The organism is Vibrio sp. 1751 (genome assembly GCF_033339895.1).
Taxonomy (GTDB): Bacteria; Pseudomonadota; Gammaproteobacteria; order Enterobacterales; family Vibrionaceae; genus Vibrio; species Vibrio alginolyticus.
In genome coordinates, this window is record NZ_JAWOVM010000001.1 from 48,169 (window position 1) to 63,330 (window position 15,162).

At 43.6% G+C, this 15,162-nt stretch carries 15 protein-coding genes; 5 read left to right on the forward strand and 10 right to left on the reverse strand.

From position 1 onward, the window contains the following. Positions 1 to 1,194, reverse strand: coding sequence for a type VI secretion system-associated FHA domain protein TagH (gene tagH, locus R7041_RS00200; protein WP_206949031.1), 1,194 nt, complete (start codon positions 1,192 to 1,194; stop codon positions 1 to 3). 312 nt (positions 1,195 to 1,506) lie between these two features. On the opposite strand from tagH, the gene R7041_RS00205 reads away from it, so the two are divergent. The 3 genes from R7041_RS00205 to R7041_RS00215 all read left to right on the forward strand — a co-directional run bounded on the left by R7041_RS00205 (position 1,507) and on the right by R7041_RS00215 (position 4,665). Then, positions 1,507 to 3,657, forward strand: a complete 2,151-nt coding sequence (locus R7041_RS00205; RefSeq protein ID WP_064369224.1) for a serine/threonine-protein kinase — start codon at positions 1,507 to 1,509, stop codon at positions 3,655 to 3,657. A 446-nt stretch (positions 3,658 to 4,103) separates the two neighbouring features. Next, a complete protein-coding gene (locus tag R7041_RS00210; RefSeq protein ID WP_031781126.1) occupies positions 4,104 to 4,439 on the forward strand; it encodes an Hpt domain-containing protein in 336 nt (111 codons plus the stop codon). 34 nt (positions 4,440 to 4,473) lie between these two features. Then, positions 4,474 to 4,665 (forward strand): hypothetical protein, encoded by a 192-nt coding sequence (locus tag R7041_RS00215; protein WP_206949032.1) that lies wholly within the window; start codon positions 4,474 to 4,476, stop codon positions 4,663 to 4,665. Between the two features lie 70 nt (positions 4,666 to 4,735). On the opposite strand, the gene R7041_RS00220 is transcribed toward R7041_RS00215, so the two are convergent. The 4 genes from R7041_RS00220 to R7041_RS00235 all read right to left on the reverse strand — a co-directional run bounded on the left by R7041_RS00220 (position 4,736) and on the right by R7041_RS00235 (position 7,532). Further along, positions 4,736 to 5,197 (reverse strand): ATP-binding protein, encoded by a 462-nt coding sequence (locus R7041_RS00220; protein WP_025998580.1) that lies wholly within the window; start codon positions 5,195 to 5,197, stop codon positions 4,736 to 4,738. Further along, positions 5,178 to 6,407 (reverse strand): PP2C family protein-serine/threonine phosphatase, encoded by a 1,230-nt coding sequence (locus R7041_RS00225; RefSeq protein ID WP_064369223.1) that lies wholly within the window; start codon positions 6,405 to 6,407, stop codon positions 5,178 to 5,180. The genes R7041_RS00220 and R7041_RS00225 overlap by 20 nt, the downstream gene beginning before the upstream one ends. 29 nt (positions 6,408 to 6,436) lie before the next feature. Further along, positions 6,437 to 6,697, reverse strand: coding sequence for a hypothetical protein (locus tag R7041_RS00230; protein WP_017820228.1), 261 nt, complete (start codon positions 6,695 to 6,697; stop codon positions 6,437 to 6,439). 220 nt (positions 6,698 to 6,917) lie between these two features. Beyond that, complete coding sequence (locus tag R7041_RS00235; protein ID WP_005375905.1) at positions 6,918 to 7,532, reverse strand: glutathione S-transferase family protein; 615 nt, start codon at positions 7,530 to 7,532, stop codon at positions 6,918 to 6,920. Between the two features lie 284 nt (positions 7,533 to 7,816). Between R7041_RS00235 and R7041_RS00240 the strand changes: the two genes are divergently transcribed. Both R7041_RS00240 and R7041_RS00245 read left to right on the forward strand, forming a co-directional pair. Continuing rightward, positions 7,817 to 8,392: a TetR/AcrR family transcriptional regulator gene (locus tag R7041_RS00240; protein WP_005375904.1), complete on the forward strand. Its 576-nt coding sequence runs from the start codon at positions 7,817 to 7,819 to the stop codon at positions 8,390 to 8,392. A 1-nt stretch (position 8,393) separates the two neighbouring features. Then, on the forward strand, positions 8,394 to 8,798 hold the full coding sequence (locus tag R7041_RS00245; protein WP_047477492.1) for a PPC domain-containing DNA-binding protein: 405 nt from the start codon (positions 8,394 to 8,396) through the stop codon (positions 8,796 to 8,798). A gap of 98 nt (positions 8,799 to 8,896) precedes the next feature. Here the strand turns inward: R7041_RS00245 and nirD are convergent, their stop codons facing one another. From nirD to R7041_RS00270, 5 genes are all read right to left on the reverse strand, one after another. After that, positions 8,897 to 9,232, reverse strand: coding sequence for a nitrite reductase small subunit NirD (nirD, locus tag R7041_RS00250; protein ID WP_061009143.1), 336 nt, complete (start codon positions 9,230 to 9,232; stop codon positions 8,897 to 8,899). After that, on the reverse strand, positions 9,233 to 11,752 hold the full coding sequence (gene nirB / locus R7041_RS00255; RefSeq protein WP_206949033.1) for a nitrite reductase large subunit NirB: 2,520 nt from the start codon (positions 11,750 to 11,752) through the stop codon (positions 9,233 to 9,235). Positions 11,753 to 11,762: 10 nt separating this feature from the next. After that, positions 11,763 to 12,599 (reverse strand): ABC transporter ATP-binding protein, encoded by an 837-nt coding sequence (locus R7041_RS00260; protein WP_206949034.1) that lies wholly within the window; start codon positions 12,597 to 12,599, stop codon positions 11,763 to 11,765. Positions 12,600 to 12,610: 11 nt separating this feature from the next. Beyond that, entirely contained in the window at positions 12,611 to 13,576 is a 966-nt protein-coding gene (locus tag R7041_RS00265) for an ABC transporter permease (RefSeq protein ID WP_079401738.1), read from the reverse strand. A gap of 72 nt (positions 13,577 to 13,648) precedes the next feature. Next, complete coding sequence (locus R7041_RS00270; protein WP_017818739.1) at positions 13,649 to 15,013, reverse strand: CmpA/NrtA family ABC transporter substrate-binding protein; 1,365 nt, start codon at positions 15,011 to 15,013, stop codon at positions 13,649 to 13,651. Between the last annotated feature and the right edge of the window lie 149 nt (positions 15,014 to 15,162).

The window sequence follows — 15,162 nt, forward strand, 5'->3', positions numbered from 1 at the left end:
CTAGCCTTTGTTTTTTAATGCTAATTCATAGTGCTTAGCGAAGTCTTCTAAATAGAACGGAGACTCTTTATTGATAATATCATCGGATAGCTTTTCATGAATATCCTCAAACCTCTTCCAACTTTGAGCATATTTCCTAGCTGGAATAACCTTATTAATAACCGTGTCTTTCGCTAAAGCATCTGAGTATATAGAAGTAGGTTCAACAAGTGACATAACACTCGAAACCGTACCTTCAACACCTTTCATTAAGGCTTGCTCATGACTTTCGATGTCATTAAATGCTTCTTTAATGGCTGCATTTGGCTTTAAGAAGCTAGCGGTTTGACGGTTATATAAGTTATGAATCGCATCTTCTAAGTTTGCAGAAAACTTTAAAGGGTTATTTTCTGACTTACGAAATGCGGTATGACTAAGTCGATTTGTTTGTTTAAACACTGCTCTGTTATGCAGTGTTTCCATTAAACCAACTAGCATCAAAGAAAATGACTCCCCCAGTTGTTCGAACCATTCCTCTCGGTTATCGCTGGGAATCATCATTGGATCTATACCCACCGCTCTAACAAAAGCCGCAAGTTCACCCCCATTGGTATCAAAGTTGGGAGTCGATAGGTGTTCTGATTGTCGGTTAACTTTCGGTAAAGTTTCAGATACGGTGCTCTGTTTTTCGGGCTTTGGAATATCAATAAAATCATCGACTAAACCAATATCTAGCTGAAAGTCAGAAGGAACACTTTCGTTTAAGAGTTCACTAGCACTAAGGCCTAGGTCAACAAATTCTGCTTCCGATGGACTTGAGACTACTTCAGGGGGTGCGCTAGAAAGACTTTTACTTGTCTCAAGACTGAATACATCTGTATCTGTTTGAATAGAAACTGAAATTTGATAATCCCCTAAGCTAACCATATCGTCATCGCTTAGTGCTATTTCATTTCCTTGACCCACAGGAGTTACAGCATTATTTACAAAAGTACCATTAGTTGAGAGGTCTTTTATCAAGTATTTGTCACCAAACTTAATCAGTTCTCCGTGGGTTCCGGATACCACTCTTTCAGGATCTGGTAGTGTCCAATCACATTGTTCAGACCTACCAAATGTAACCTTGGCATGTTCATCACTTGATTCAAACACGAACTCACTCTCAATCTCTGGAGTAAATTTGTGAAAACTTGTTATGGTTAAAACCAACTTCATGTAAACCTCGCCAAAGACCTGCTAGATATTATTTTTAATTTTATTATTAACTGCGTTTTTATTAACAGTAAGATTAATAAAAATCTTAATACTGCCATTGAAAATCATGCACGGAATAATGAATCATTTTTTTATCAAAGCAATCACGTATTGTTCAACAATTTTAATTATCCAACCAAGTTCAAATTTTTGACACTTAGACTTTCATCAATAAAAAAACGAATGTTAGTTTGGCCGAGAAATTCTAACATAATGACTTTTCATTGAGCAGAAAGGTATATATTCCCCCATCATTTATACGGAGTTCTTGTGATGGAAGACAGTAATAAAAACAATTCTATAAATAACGAAGAAAGCGGAGATAAAACTAAAATTGTAAAGACTCAAAAACGAGACAATGCAATTAAATCAACCAAACTCACTAATAATGAAACCTCCGTTAAAAATAAAAATGAAACAAATACAAAACTGTCTCAAAAAGAAAACACTCCGTTAGTTAATAAGAAAAAAAACAATAAAGATGACTCATTAAATAATAACAAAGATGTTATTAACGAAAGCTTAATAGGAGCGACCGTTAAAAATCGGTATGAAATTGAGTCGGTTATTGGGCATGGTGGGCTTTGCGATGTTTACTTAGCTAAAGATAGGATTCTTGAATCTTCAGGTTCAGAAACACCCTACGTTGCGTTAAAAATATTACAGAAAGAGTTTGCTTCTCAACCAGAGACTGCACGCATGTTAATACGTGAAGCTCAACAAACTCAAAGGTTAAGCCACCCTAATATCATTAGGGTTTTTGATTTTGGTGTTGATGGCGAAATATACTTTTTAGTTATGGAGTATATTAACGGAGAAACATTAGAGAGTTTAATACAGCGTTCTAGGCCCCATGGGCTGAAGTTTAATGCAACTTTATCAATCCTAAATCAGGTACTCGATGCACTCTCATATGCTCACTCTCTTGGTGTAGTGCACGCCGACCTAAAGCCCGCTAATGTGATTTTAACGTCTGAGGGTAACGTTAAGTTGCTTGATTTTGGTGTATCTAAAACTCATCAATTAAAGCAGGATCAATATGCGGCTAAACGTAAATCCGAAAATGTTGAAACGCTTGGTTATACTCCCAACTATGCATCACTCAACCTGTTATCCGGTAAGGAACCGAACTTAAGCGACGATATGTTTGCTCTATTTTGTATTGCTTACGAGCTATTGAGTTGCAAACACCCTTACGCAAGAACTCCAGTTAATGAAGCTCTCAAAAAGAAGATCAAGGTCTCTAAACCAACTAACATGCCTGCATCTAAGTGGCCAATATTTTCAAGCGTATTTTCAACTGGCATCATTCCGAACGAGCTGACCCCTGAGCAGTTGAAACGCAAATTGAATATGCGCTATTGGCCTATCACTAGCGGCGCGGCAGCGAGTATATTATTAGTTAGCGGCATTGTATTTGGTTATCAGCAGCAACAAGAAACCATCGCCAATTTGGAAACCGTTATTAGCAAGCAAAATGATCAAATTGCCGGACAAGAGTGGCAGCTTGATACGCCAGCAGAAAAAAGTTTGGCACTGATTGATAGTGAAAAAAGCTTACATCCAGTCGTTAAGGCTGGCTTATTACGCTTACACAAGACCTATATTCTCAGCGAGTTTGAATCTGAAATTGATCAGGTTTTGAATTCTGATGCCAACAACTACCCGAATTATGATGAAATTGAGTCCATACTTGATAAAGCAAAAACCTACTACCCTGACTCACATAAAATAGAAGTTCTTGCCTTAGATATTCAGTCAAGCAAGCACTCCACGTTACTTTCGATAGCAAGGCAAATCAACAGTCAACTTGAAAAGTCTCGGTACAGTAAAGAAGACGGCAGTAAATCCATCTATGAGCTCAAGGATGAGTTAAATCAGATTCATCAAGGTTATCCTTTCACGCCAAGTTCGTTATCTAGCGATGTTTTCGGTCAGCACCTCACTGAAGCACTCAAAAAGAAAGACGCAGCTGCACTTGTTGCTCTTATTAAGGTTGGGAACACCTTCTTTTCAAACGTAGAAGAGCATCAAGAGAACTTACAGATAAGTAATGCGATGAAAGATGCAGTGCTGGAAATGAAATTATATGAGACAGCGCTAGATTCCAACAGCCCTCTACCGTTTCCAGAAGATGCCGCTAGAATCCTGTTCCAAGAAGAGTTTGAAAACTTTTATTCTCGCCTAGAAAAGGCAAGGACGACAACTCATCTCGATAACTTGGTGAAGGATGTGGATCTGTTCTCGAAAAACTTTCCTATTGGTTTTCAGGATGTTAACGATTTAAGATTCAAAACTGCTGATAAATACTTACGCTTCTCCGATATATTGCTTAATAAGCGAAGGACTTCAAGCGCAAGACGCGCTATGAAGAAAGCCAACGAGCTTATGAAGCAAATAGAACAGGACTCTAAGCAAAGCTAGTAATACAAAAGGGACGCGAGTCCCTTTTTTGCCGTAGATTACTTGCCAATATGCAACTAGATTGCTAATTTATACTTGTACTTAATGAGGAGAGTTAGCCTTGACTGAAGGAATAGTCAAAGTTGGCGAACGTCTGGCGTCCGTATGTAACGATAGCCTTAAACTAGGACTGCAAGACACTTACCGACTCGGCGTTTTACTTGGAAACATCCCCTTTGCTACTTGTGTTAAAAACACGCGAGTTGAAGTTTTTTCATCCCTACATTTCGACCATTGCCGTTTGGATATAAGTCAAAATATCTTTAACAATGACTTTCTTTTTGTAAGTTTATCTCAAGCGACAAGCAAACTATTTCTGCTCAAATACTGGTTATGCCATTCATACCTTCGGCTAAGCCTTCATTATCCGAAACATTCCTCTACCTCAACGTTTAATAGGGGTATACATGATTAATTTTGATGTTCTCAATACATACATGGATAACGACGTAGATCTGATCGTCACTGTTTTTTCTACATACCTTGAAGATCACACGAATGATATAGAGCGTATAGATGAGCTATATGCAAGCAAATGTTGGTCAGAACTCTATCTATTAGCTCATAGTTTAAAGGGCATTTTAGAGAGTTTCGGAGAAGACACCGCGGTCATTGCGTTTCAAAGAATAGAAGAAAAAACCAGAAACGATACAGCGCCAGATAGCTCAGATATAGCTATAGTTACTAAAGAGCTAGCTGCAATTAATCAACAAATCTTCACTTACTTGAAGAATATGCAATAAAGAAATTCAAGGCTTAACTGGGGGAAATATGGCAATGAATAATAGCAATTTCAGGGAGTTGATTGAGTCTCTCAAAGACTTAACACCAACTCAAAAAAGGTACTTACTTAACCGTACAAAGATGGCGCTAGATGATGAAAGTAATATGTTAAACATCAGTGATATTCTAACACCAGAAGAGTTGGAGGCGTTACTATCACCGGCACCAACAACGAATACAAAATAACAATGATATACAACGCAACCGTCAGATTAACGCTAGGGACCAAGTGAAGCAAATCGACTTTGCTTGGTTGTTAGTTTCTCTCCCTATTCCTTTTCACTACAACAAACGTATTGTTTTCGAAACCTTTTTCCAATGTAAACAGGTCAGATAATTGAGCGACTAACATCAGTCCGCGACCTGAGGAGGACCAACTATCGTCATCCATTAAGTTAGGTGCCTCAATCTGTTTATTTTTATGTTGGATGAACGTCTTTTCATTGATCGGCGCTCCGCAATCAGAGACTCTCAGTTCCACGAAACCGGACACTTGGTCATCCCCAACCCTACACTCCACTTCAATTGGTAGGCCTTCTATTTCACTGTAAGAATGAATATAAGCGTTATTCATGAGTTCAACGACACAAAGCTCCAATGATTGAATTGCATTTAAGGGGATTTGATGACCCATCAAAAACCGAACAACGTCTTTGCTCGCACTTCGTGAGTGAGTAAGGGAGCTCCCGTAAGTTCGTTTAAATTCGCTCTTTGACATTCTTTTCCTTAAAATCGAGCCTCTCACCATGCCATTTTACCTGTAAAAGGCTGGCATCATCATCAAACTCATCTTCGTTATGCCAAGATTGTACTTTTTTAAAGACGTCTCCCACTTGGTCTTCAACTGTCAGCGTGCAAACAACTTTTATACTCGATGCCAATCGTTGTAGTGAAAACATCTCCTCACCCTGCCTCGCTTCAATCAAACCATCCGAATAAAGCCACAATGCATCGCCCTCATCCAGACTAATTTGGTTACCGATATATTCCATCGGCTGCATTGCACCAACGATAAAGTTATCGTCACCTATCTGTTCCATCGTTTTCGTACTCGCTCGCCAAACTAAGATCCTAGGGTGGCCAGCCGTGCAATAGCTAAGTCGCCCTGATTTTGTGTTAAGAATGGCGTAAGCCATAGTAAAGTAATGTTGACTGTTTCTAGTTTGCTGATAACGCCGATTTAGCCGTTCAATCACAGATGCAGGCTCACTTACGCAATAGCCGTCATCTCTCAACTCCATCGTGATCGAATCAGGCCCCTGACTTTGAGATAGCGTCTGTTGAATAGAAAAAGCCATCAAAGCTGAAGAAATACCATGACCAGAAACATCAAATACATAAAACGCAACATGTTGTTCATCGAGCTCCAAATACCCCAACATATCACCACCAATCTGGGAGCATGGTTTGTAGACATAACTAAACTGTATATTTTGGATAGTTGATTCAGCAGGGAGTAGTTGCTCCATCAGATGACTCGCAGACTGCAGGTCTTGGTGAATTGTTTGATAGGCCGCATCGAGTTCTTTATTTCTCTCAACGAGTTTGTTGTGCAGTTCTAAAGTACGAAACCCCGCACGGATTCTGGCCTGAAGTTCCTCTACAGACGTCTTCTTATCTACGAAATCATCTGCGCCAGCATCAATGCCTTTCACGATCGAACTTTGGTCATTTCTAGAAGACAGTAGAACAAAGAAAATGTAACGCTCGCTAACTTTAGATTTTAATTGGCGACACAATTCAATACCATTAATTCCAGGCATCATTAAATCACTCAGCACAAACTGAATATCAGGGCGGTGGGTTAGCACTTCAAGCGCCGCTCTTCCGTCTTCAACTGCAACCACTTCATAGCCCTGCTTTTCCAATGCACTGCTGATGTAAAGCAGGACTGTTTTACTATCATCGACCAAAAGAATGGATTTCATCTTCCTCCTTAATACGGTTGCTATACTGGCTAACGCAAAACACTAGTCACTGACTGCTCATTTCTAAAACGGCTGTAGTCTTCGGCTAATAATTGGTGTTGATATCGAGTGTAAGACAACGCTTCATTAGAAATTAGTATCTGATGCTCTTTTTCGATTAATTGACTTTGCAGCCTTTCAATCTGTTCATTCTGCTGTGTGTAATTGAGGTACAGTGCGAATAGACCAAAAACCGAAACCATTAACAGGGCTATTAGAATATTATTGATAGTTTTCACTTGAATACTCATGACCTCTCCTTGTCTATTATTAGACTTTCCATGATGAAAGAGAGCGTCTACGGACCAAGAGCTCGAGGCTCTAAAACGCAACGAAGCAAATTGAGGTTGTTTTTCCAATTATAGGCGATAGGAGAAAAAATAAGAAAAATCTGAAAAAATTTGAATATCCTGCTGAGTTAAGAATCGGTAAGGTGGTAGCAGCGAGCTATCATCCACTCGCTGCAATACATTAACTCTGAAATGCAGGTCTAGCTAAAATTTGGTTATACCATCGAGCAATGTTTGGCGACGTCGATAGCACATCAATTTCTAGGCCTTTAATTGCGAAGCTGATCAAAATAAAGCCTGTTATATCGACAATAGTAAAATGGTCTACGGCGATAAAATCATTATGTTCAAGACGCTTGTCTAAGACAGGCAGAAATTCGTAGACGCGTTGTTTTGATTCTTCGCCCCATGCTTCAACGCAACGTTCTCTGTCTCCATAAACTCCGGTCATGTTTCGAAACGCCTGAAATGCCGCATTTAGTCCTTGGAACTCCACCACACGATGCCACATTTCCACCTGAGCACGTTCGAGCTGGTTAGCACCAAACAGCGCCAGATCATTTTCAAACGCTTCATCTAGGTAACGACAAATCGCCACGCTTTCACAGATCGTCGTGCCATCATCCAGTTCCAGTAGAGGCACTTTGCCGTTCACGCTTTTCGATTTAAACGGTTCAGATAGGTTATCGCCCTCACGAACGTTCAGCGCAATTCGCTCAACCTCGCCACCGATTTCCTTTAGAAAAATGCTAACTCGCTTACAACTTGGAGTCATTGCGGTTTCATAGAGCTTCATTTCACATCCTTTTATCTTTTTCTAACCGATTGGTTAGGATATACTGTAGCCAGTTTATAAACGATCAGTCAAGAACTTCACTATCAAAAATTTTCAAACAGTTGTGGGTCTGTTTGCTGAGCGAGATTTTTGATGCCGTTTGTGAGTTCACATGAATTTGGAGGCTGATACCCAAGAATAGATGGGTATTCATCATATTGGTTCAGTTCGGACGCTAGAGGTTCTCTGTACCATCCCTCCAAAGCAATTTAATTACCCGATAAGCAGACCCAGGCAGGTAATTTATGGCAAGAAAAGCCAACTTCGACCGAGATGAAAAGCTTCTCGTGGCTATGGATGTGTTTTGGCGCAAGGGCTTTGCGAACACGTCTATCTCGGATCTCACCGACGAGTTGAACATCAACCGCTTCAGTCTTTACAACACCTATGGTGACAAGCAACAGCTCTACTACGAAGCGCTCGATACCTACTTGAAAAAGGTCTCGCTACCGTCACTGAATGATTTGGAAAAAGACGACGCGTCCTTACCTGAGTTGGAATCGTTCCTTAAATCTTTTGCTGAGCTGCAACGCAAACGCAACTGTGGGTGCTTTATTCAAAATGCGTTGATTGAGCACGCTGGTGAAGACGATGATGTACTGCGTAAAGGGCATTTCTTATTTGACCATCTTATCGACATCATTGCGGATGCGCTGACCAATGCGCAGAAAGAAACCTTAGTGCCGAAAACGCTGAAACCAGAAGAACTCGCTCGTTTTGTTCTCAACAACATGCAAGGCATGCGCGTACTTGGCAAAGCCAAACGTTATGCCGACTTGGATACGGCGCTTTCCTGCTTGCTGGTTTTGATTAGGAAGTGACATGTCGATTGAAGTGATAGCAGTACGTCTTACCAAAGGCATGGACTTAAAGCTGAGCCTAGCGAAATTGGTCGAGCAACATGGTATCAAAGCAGGCTCGATTGCTTCATGCGTTGGTTGTGTCTCTGACCTCAACCTTCGTTTGGCAGGTGCAGAGAGTACGTTAACCAAACAAGAGCCATTTGAAATCGTCTCTGTGATGGGAACACTAACGCCTGAGCATCAGCACGTTCATATCTCGGTGTCTGATCGTGAAGGACGAGTTTGGGGTGGGCATTTGCTGGAAGGCACAGTGATTGATACTACCGCAGAATTGATCATCCATTCTTACTCAAAACTTGAGTTTACCAGAGCAATGGACGACTCGACTGGCTATACCGAACTACAAGTGAATCCTTCCAAATAGTAAAAAGCTCCAGAGCCATACTGTACTGTCTCTGGAGCTTTATTCGCTTATCTCTTACGCTAAGAATTTACTCATATCGAGCAAACTAATTTCGAGGATCATTCTTCGGCTAAATAACAAACCTGATTATCGTCGATCGTTACTTGCCACGTTTTTAGGCAGTGCGCTTCGTCTTCCAGACATTGCCCATTCTTTAAACTGAAGTGCTGTTTATACAGTGGTGATGCAACACACATCTCACCATCAATATCACCGACAATCCCTCGACTCATCACATAAGCCTTACCAATTGGGTCCCAATCTTGAACGGCGTAAACACCGCTATCAGGAATGTAGAATAGCGCGACATGCTCGCCTTCAATCAACACCGTGGCACCGATGAACGGCATTAGGTCATCAAGCTGACACAATTTCACTTTGGTTAACGCTGCCATTTACACCTCCTGTTTCACTGGAATACGCTGTCCGCGCACACGCTGGCAAGGCAAGACTTTGCTGCCCGACGTGCTGTTCAAGAAAGGACGGAAGCGTTGCAGTTTTTGAGGATTATCCAGCGTACTCTTCCACTCACATTGATAGGTATCTACGACTCGTGCCATTTGTTCATCCAAAGAGTCACATAGATTCAGAGAGTCATCCAGAATCACTTGTTTAAGGTAGTCTAAGCCCCCTTCCATGTTCTCCATCCACACCGACGTACGCTGCAAGCGATCTGCTGTGCTGACGTAGAACATCAATACTCGGTCGATCATGGCGATCAACTCTGATTTGGATAAGTCGGATGCAAACAAATCAGCGTGTCTTGGTCTCATGCCGCCATTACCACACACATATAGATTCCAGCCGTTTTCAGTGGCGATCACCCCAATGTCTTTACTTTGCGCTTCTGCACACTCGCGAGTACAGCCCGATACGGCAAACTTAAGCTTATGGGGCGCTCGCAATCCTTTGTAGCGGTTCTCTAACTCAATAGCTAATCCGACCGAGTCATCAACACCATAGCGACACCAAGTAGAACCGACGCAAGATTTCACGGTGCGGACCGATTTTCCGTAGGCGTGCCCTGTTTCAAAACCAGCATCAATTAAGGTTTGCCAGATTTCAGGAAGCTGTTCTAACTGCGCACCAAATAAATCCACGCGCTGACCGCCAGTGATCTTGGTGTACAGATCGTATTGCTGAGCAACTTCGCCTAGCACGATGAGTTTGTCTGGTGTAATTTCACCGCCCGGAACACGAGGTACAATCGAGTAAGAACCATCTTTTTGCAGGTTTGCCATGAAAGCATCGTTAGAATCTTGCAGAGATTGATGTTGAGGCTCCATGATGTGCTCATTCCACAAAGAAGCGAACACAGATGCCGCTGTCGGCTTACAAATATCACACCCATGCCCTTTGCCATGCAGTGCAATTAAGGTATCGAAGTCTTTGATTTGTTCCACTTGGCAAATATGGAACATCTCTTGGCGACTGAGCTCAAAGTGCTCACAAAGGTGGTTGTTAACCTCTACCCCCATGGCTGCCAGTTGAGTATCCAATACCGACTTGACCATATTGCTACAGCCACCACAGCCAGTACCGGCTTTGGTGTTGGCTTTGAGGTCCGTCAGGTTGGTGGTGCCAGCTTGAATCTCGGCAACTAAGTCACCTTTTGTGACGTTGTGACAAGAACAGATGATGGCGCTGTCTGGCATCTCTCCGTCCAGCATTTCGGTATCAAATAGCAGGTTCGCAGCGTGGTCTGGCAGGACCGTTTTGTTCAAATAACACTGTAAGAGCGCATCGTAGTCGCTATTGTCACCGACGAGAATCGCACCTAGTAATTGGGTACCGCTCGCATCAACCACCAGCTTTTTGTAGATGCCTGCAACCGCATCTTGCAATACCATCTCCTGTGCGCCTTCGGTTTGCATTTGTGCATCGCCGATAGACGCCACATCCACCCCAAGTAGCTTGAGTTTGGTGCTCATGTCTGCACCTTTAAAACCTTCGCTTGGCATTCCAGTCAGGACATCGGCAGTGGTTCTCGCCATGGTGTAACCGGGTGCGACTAAACCAAAGATCTTCTGCTCCCAAAGAGCACATTCGCCAATCGCATAAATATTCTCATCGCTGGTTTGGCATTGGTTGTTAATCACAATACCGCCTCGCTCGCCTACTTCTAGCTCAGCCATTTTTGCCAGCTCATCTTGAGGGCGAATCCCTGCGGAAAAGACAATCACATCCACTTCGAGAGGATCTTTGTCTTTAAACACCATGCGATGCTTAGCCGTTTCGCCATCGCAGATTCGTTCCGTACCCGTTGAGGTGTGAACGGTTAGCCCTAGCGCCTCAATCTTCTCTTTTAGCACTAAGCCAGCACCATCATCTAACTGTACGGGCATCAGGCGAGGTGCAAACTCAATGACGTGAGTTTCTAGCCCCAACAGTTTGAGTGCGTTTGCCGCTTCTAAACCCAACAAGCCGCCGCCAATCACTGCGCCTGTTCTTGCACCTTCACATGCCTTTTTGATTTGTGAAAGATCATCAAGCGTGCGGTAGACAAACACGTTGTCGCGGTCTTTACCTTCAATTGGCGGCACAAATGGGTACGAGCCGGTCGCGAGCACGAGTTGGTCGTAACCCAGCACATCTTCACCATCAAGCAGAATGCGCTTTTGCTCTCTGTCGATGCCTGTTACTTGGCTGCCAAGTACGAGTTGGATGCCATGCATGTCGTACCATTCTTGGTTACTCAGCATCAAATCATCATGAGACTTACCCGCAAACAAAGAAGACAACTGTACACGGTCATACGCGATAAAACGCTCTGCACCAATCACGGTAATTCGGTGCTCCAAATGCGCGTTTTTCTGCACTAATTGCTCGACGAGATGTTGCCCGACCATACCGTTGCCTACCACAACGATGTGGCTTAATGTGTTCTTTACTGGAATCGTTAAAGGACTGTTCATCGCTGCCTCCTTATGCCGTTTGCGCTGCGGTTTTGGGTTTGTCTTCTTTCGAAGCAGGAATCTCGACTTTGGATTGCTTCTCGTAAAGGAACTTCAGCACTGCTTGTCGACACTTCTGATACTGCGCATCATCCGCCAGTGCGACACGCTCGCGAGGGCGAGGTAGATTCACTTCCAACACTTCACCAATGGTCGCTGCCGGTCCGTTGGTCATCATCACGATTTTGTCGGATAGCAGCACCGCTTCATCCACATCGTGAGTAATCATGATCACGGTGTTGTTTAGCTCGGCTTGAATCCTCATCAGTGCATCCTGCAAATGCGCACGAGTTAACGCATCCAACGCGCCAAATGGTTCATCCATCAATAAAACCTTTGGTTGAAGTGCCAGTGCTCTCGCGATGCCGACTCGCTGCTTCATACCGCCCGAGATTTCATCCGGCTTTTTGTGCGCAGCATGCTGCATTTGAATCAACTCCAAATAGTGATTCACTTGCTCCTGAATCCACGCTTTGCCCTTTTTGCCGGCAATTTGTTTTACAGCTAGCTCAACGTTTTGATATACGGTGAGCCAAGGTAACAATGAATGGTTTTGGAACACCACCGCGCGGTCAGGTCCCGGTCCAGCTACTTCTCGTCCATCGACGATCACGCCGCCGTCTGTTGGCATGTGCAGCCCTGCGACTAAGTTCAATACCGTTGATTTACCGCAGCCAGAGTGGCCAATCAGCGATACAAACTCACCTTTATTGATTTGTAAATCAACGTTCTTAAGCGCGATGAACTCGCCATCTGGCGTTGGGAATCGCATCCCTAAACGCGTTAGATCTAATAATGCTTTTTCCATGATCTTTTCCCTTATCTCAACGCTTGTTGTTTATTCCAAGACAACCACTTTTGAAGTTGCAGCATGCCTCTATCGAGCATCAAACCGATAAAACCAATGGTGATGACTGCCACCATAATGCGCCCCAATGATGCCGAGCTGCCGTTCTGGAATTCATCCCAAACGAACTTGCCTAACCCCGGGTTCTGAGCGAGCATTTCTGCCGCAATCAACACCATCCAAGCGATACCTAAAGAGAGACGCAAACCTGTGAAGATCATTGGAATGGCAGAAGGTAAAACGATGGTACGAATGTGCTGCCACCACGAAAGTTGAAGCACTTTACTCACGTTGATTAAGTCTTTATCAACGCTCGTTACACCCACTGCGGTATTAATCAGCGTCGGCCATAAGCTACACAGCGCTACAGTGATCAGAGAGTTGATGAACGACTTAGCAAACATTGGGTCATCACTCACATAAGTGGCACTCACCACCATAGTGACGATAGGCAACCATGCCAAAGGTGATACGGGCTTGAGCAGTTGAATGATTGGGTTGAACGCTTGATACAGCCCTTGATTCAGACCAAGCACGATGCCAAGCGGAATCGCGATAACCGTCGCCAGCAAAAAGCCCGCAGTTACGGTCACTAAGCTTGTTATGATTTGGTCGAAGAACGTCGGTTTACCTGTGTAGGGACGAATCTTCACTTCCGCGTCCGGATTCTTGACTAACTTCGCAGCATTGCGTTTTTCCTGACGTTCGATAAACGCTTGTTCCTTTTCTCGCTCTTGCCAATGGTCATCGACAAGGTTGCTGAACTGCTGAAAAGTTTGCACAGGCCCCGGTAGCGTACCTAATGAGGTTTGCACTTCTCTCGCTGCTAAGTGCCACATTGCCAAAAAGATCAGCAAACCAATGACGGGCAAAAGTACCAACCGACTTCGGTTCACTACCTGCTTAGCAGGAAAAAGGGAAATGACATTACTAGACATACTCACTCCTAAGAAATTTACATCCTTGTTGCCACAAGTGAATTCCCTCGCCTGTGGCGTTTATCGTTATGGTTAAACCTTGTCTTTTCCTTTAAGCCCGATAGAGAACTTCTCTAGATATTTGTTTGGCTCGCGACCGTCATAAACGATGTTGTCGATAAAGTGTGTTTGTGGCGCACGGAAACCATCTTCAGCACTAAAATCTGGGAAGTCTTTTTTGCTCAACACACCATCTTCAATTAGCGCTTGAGCCGCTTGTTGGTAGATATCTGGACGGTAAACCTCTTTTGCCACATCCATGTACCAATCATCGGATTTCTCGCTTGAGATTTGTCCCCAACGGCGCATTTGAGTTAGATACCAAATCGCATCGCTGTAATACGGATACGTGGCGTTATGACGGAAGAACACGTTGAAGTCTGGCACGTCTCGTTTGTCGCCTTTCTCATATTCAAATGTGCCGGTCATTGAGTTGGCGATAACTTCGGCATCGGCTCCGACGTACTCGCTTTTTGATAGCATCTTCACTGCTTCTTGGCGGTTGGCATTGTCGTTTTCATCCAACCAATGTGCCGCTCGAATCAAGGCTTTCACTACGCGAATGTGCGTGTTTGGATATTTCTCAGCCCAAGCTTTGGAAACACCAAATACTTTCTCTGGGTTGTTCTTCCAGATCTCGTAGTCGGTCACGACTGGCGTACCAATGCCTTTGAATACGGCTTGTTGGTTCCATGGTTCGCCTACGCAGTACCCTTTGATCGTGCCCGCTTCCATTGTTGCTGGCATTTGTGGTGGCGGTGTAACACTCAAAAGAACGTCAGCATCCAACTGGCCACTGTTATCGCCTGAGTCTGGTGCGTAAAAACCTGGATGAATCCCACCTGCCGCTAACCAGTATCGCAACTCATAGTTGTGCGTCGATACAGGGAACACCATCCCCATGTTGAACGGTTTGCCTTTATCCAGATAGCTGTCGACCACAGGCTTCAGTGCATCCGCTTTGATTGGGTGAACTGGCTTGCCATCTGGTTGCTTTGGAATGTATTGCTTCATCTGTTCCCAAGTATCATTGGAAACCGTGATTGCGTTGCCGTTCAAATCCATACTGAACGCGGTAATCACTTCCGCTTTTGTGCCGACACCAATCGTTGCGCCCAATGGCTGACCAGCAAGCATGTGCGCGCCAGCAAGCTCACCGTCGATGACTCGGTCTAATAGCACCTTCCAGTTTGCTTGTGCTTCTAAAGTGACGTACAAGCCTTCGTCTTCAAAAAAGCCTTTCTCATAAGCAACCGCCAGCGGTGCCATATCGGTTAACTTAATAAAACCAAACTTCAGATCTTCAATTTCTGGCTCACCCAACTCTGCCTTTACACTGACCGCGGTGAATACCGATAACGAAATTGCTGACACTTTCAGCATCGAACTCCATTTCATTGGTTTGCTCCCATAAAAAAAGCGCCACTACTCCGAAGAGCAGTAGCGCCGTTGCTAAGTCTACAATTACCGCCGTTGATAATTGAGATAAGCGATTCAACAATAAACCCAATTCTTCTAATCCAATTACTGTGCCAACTTATTTTTCA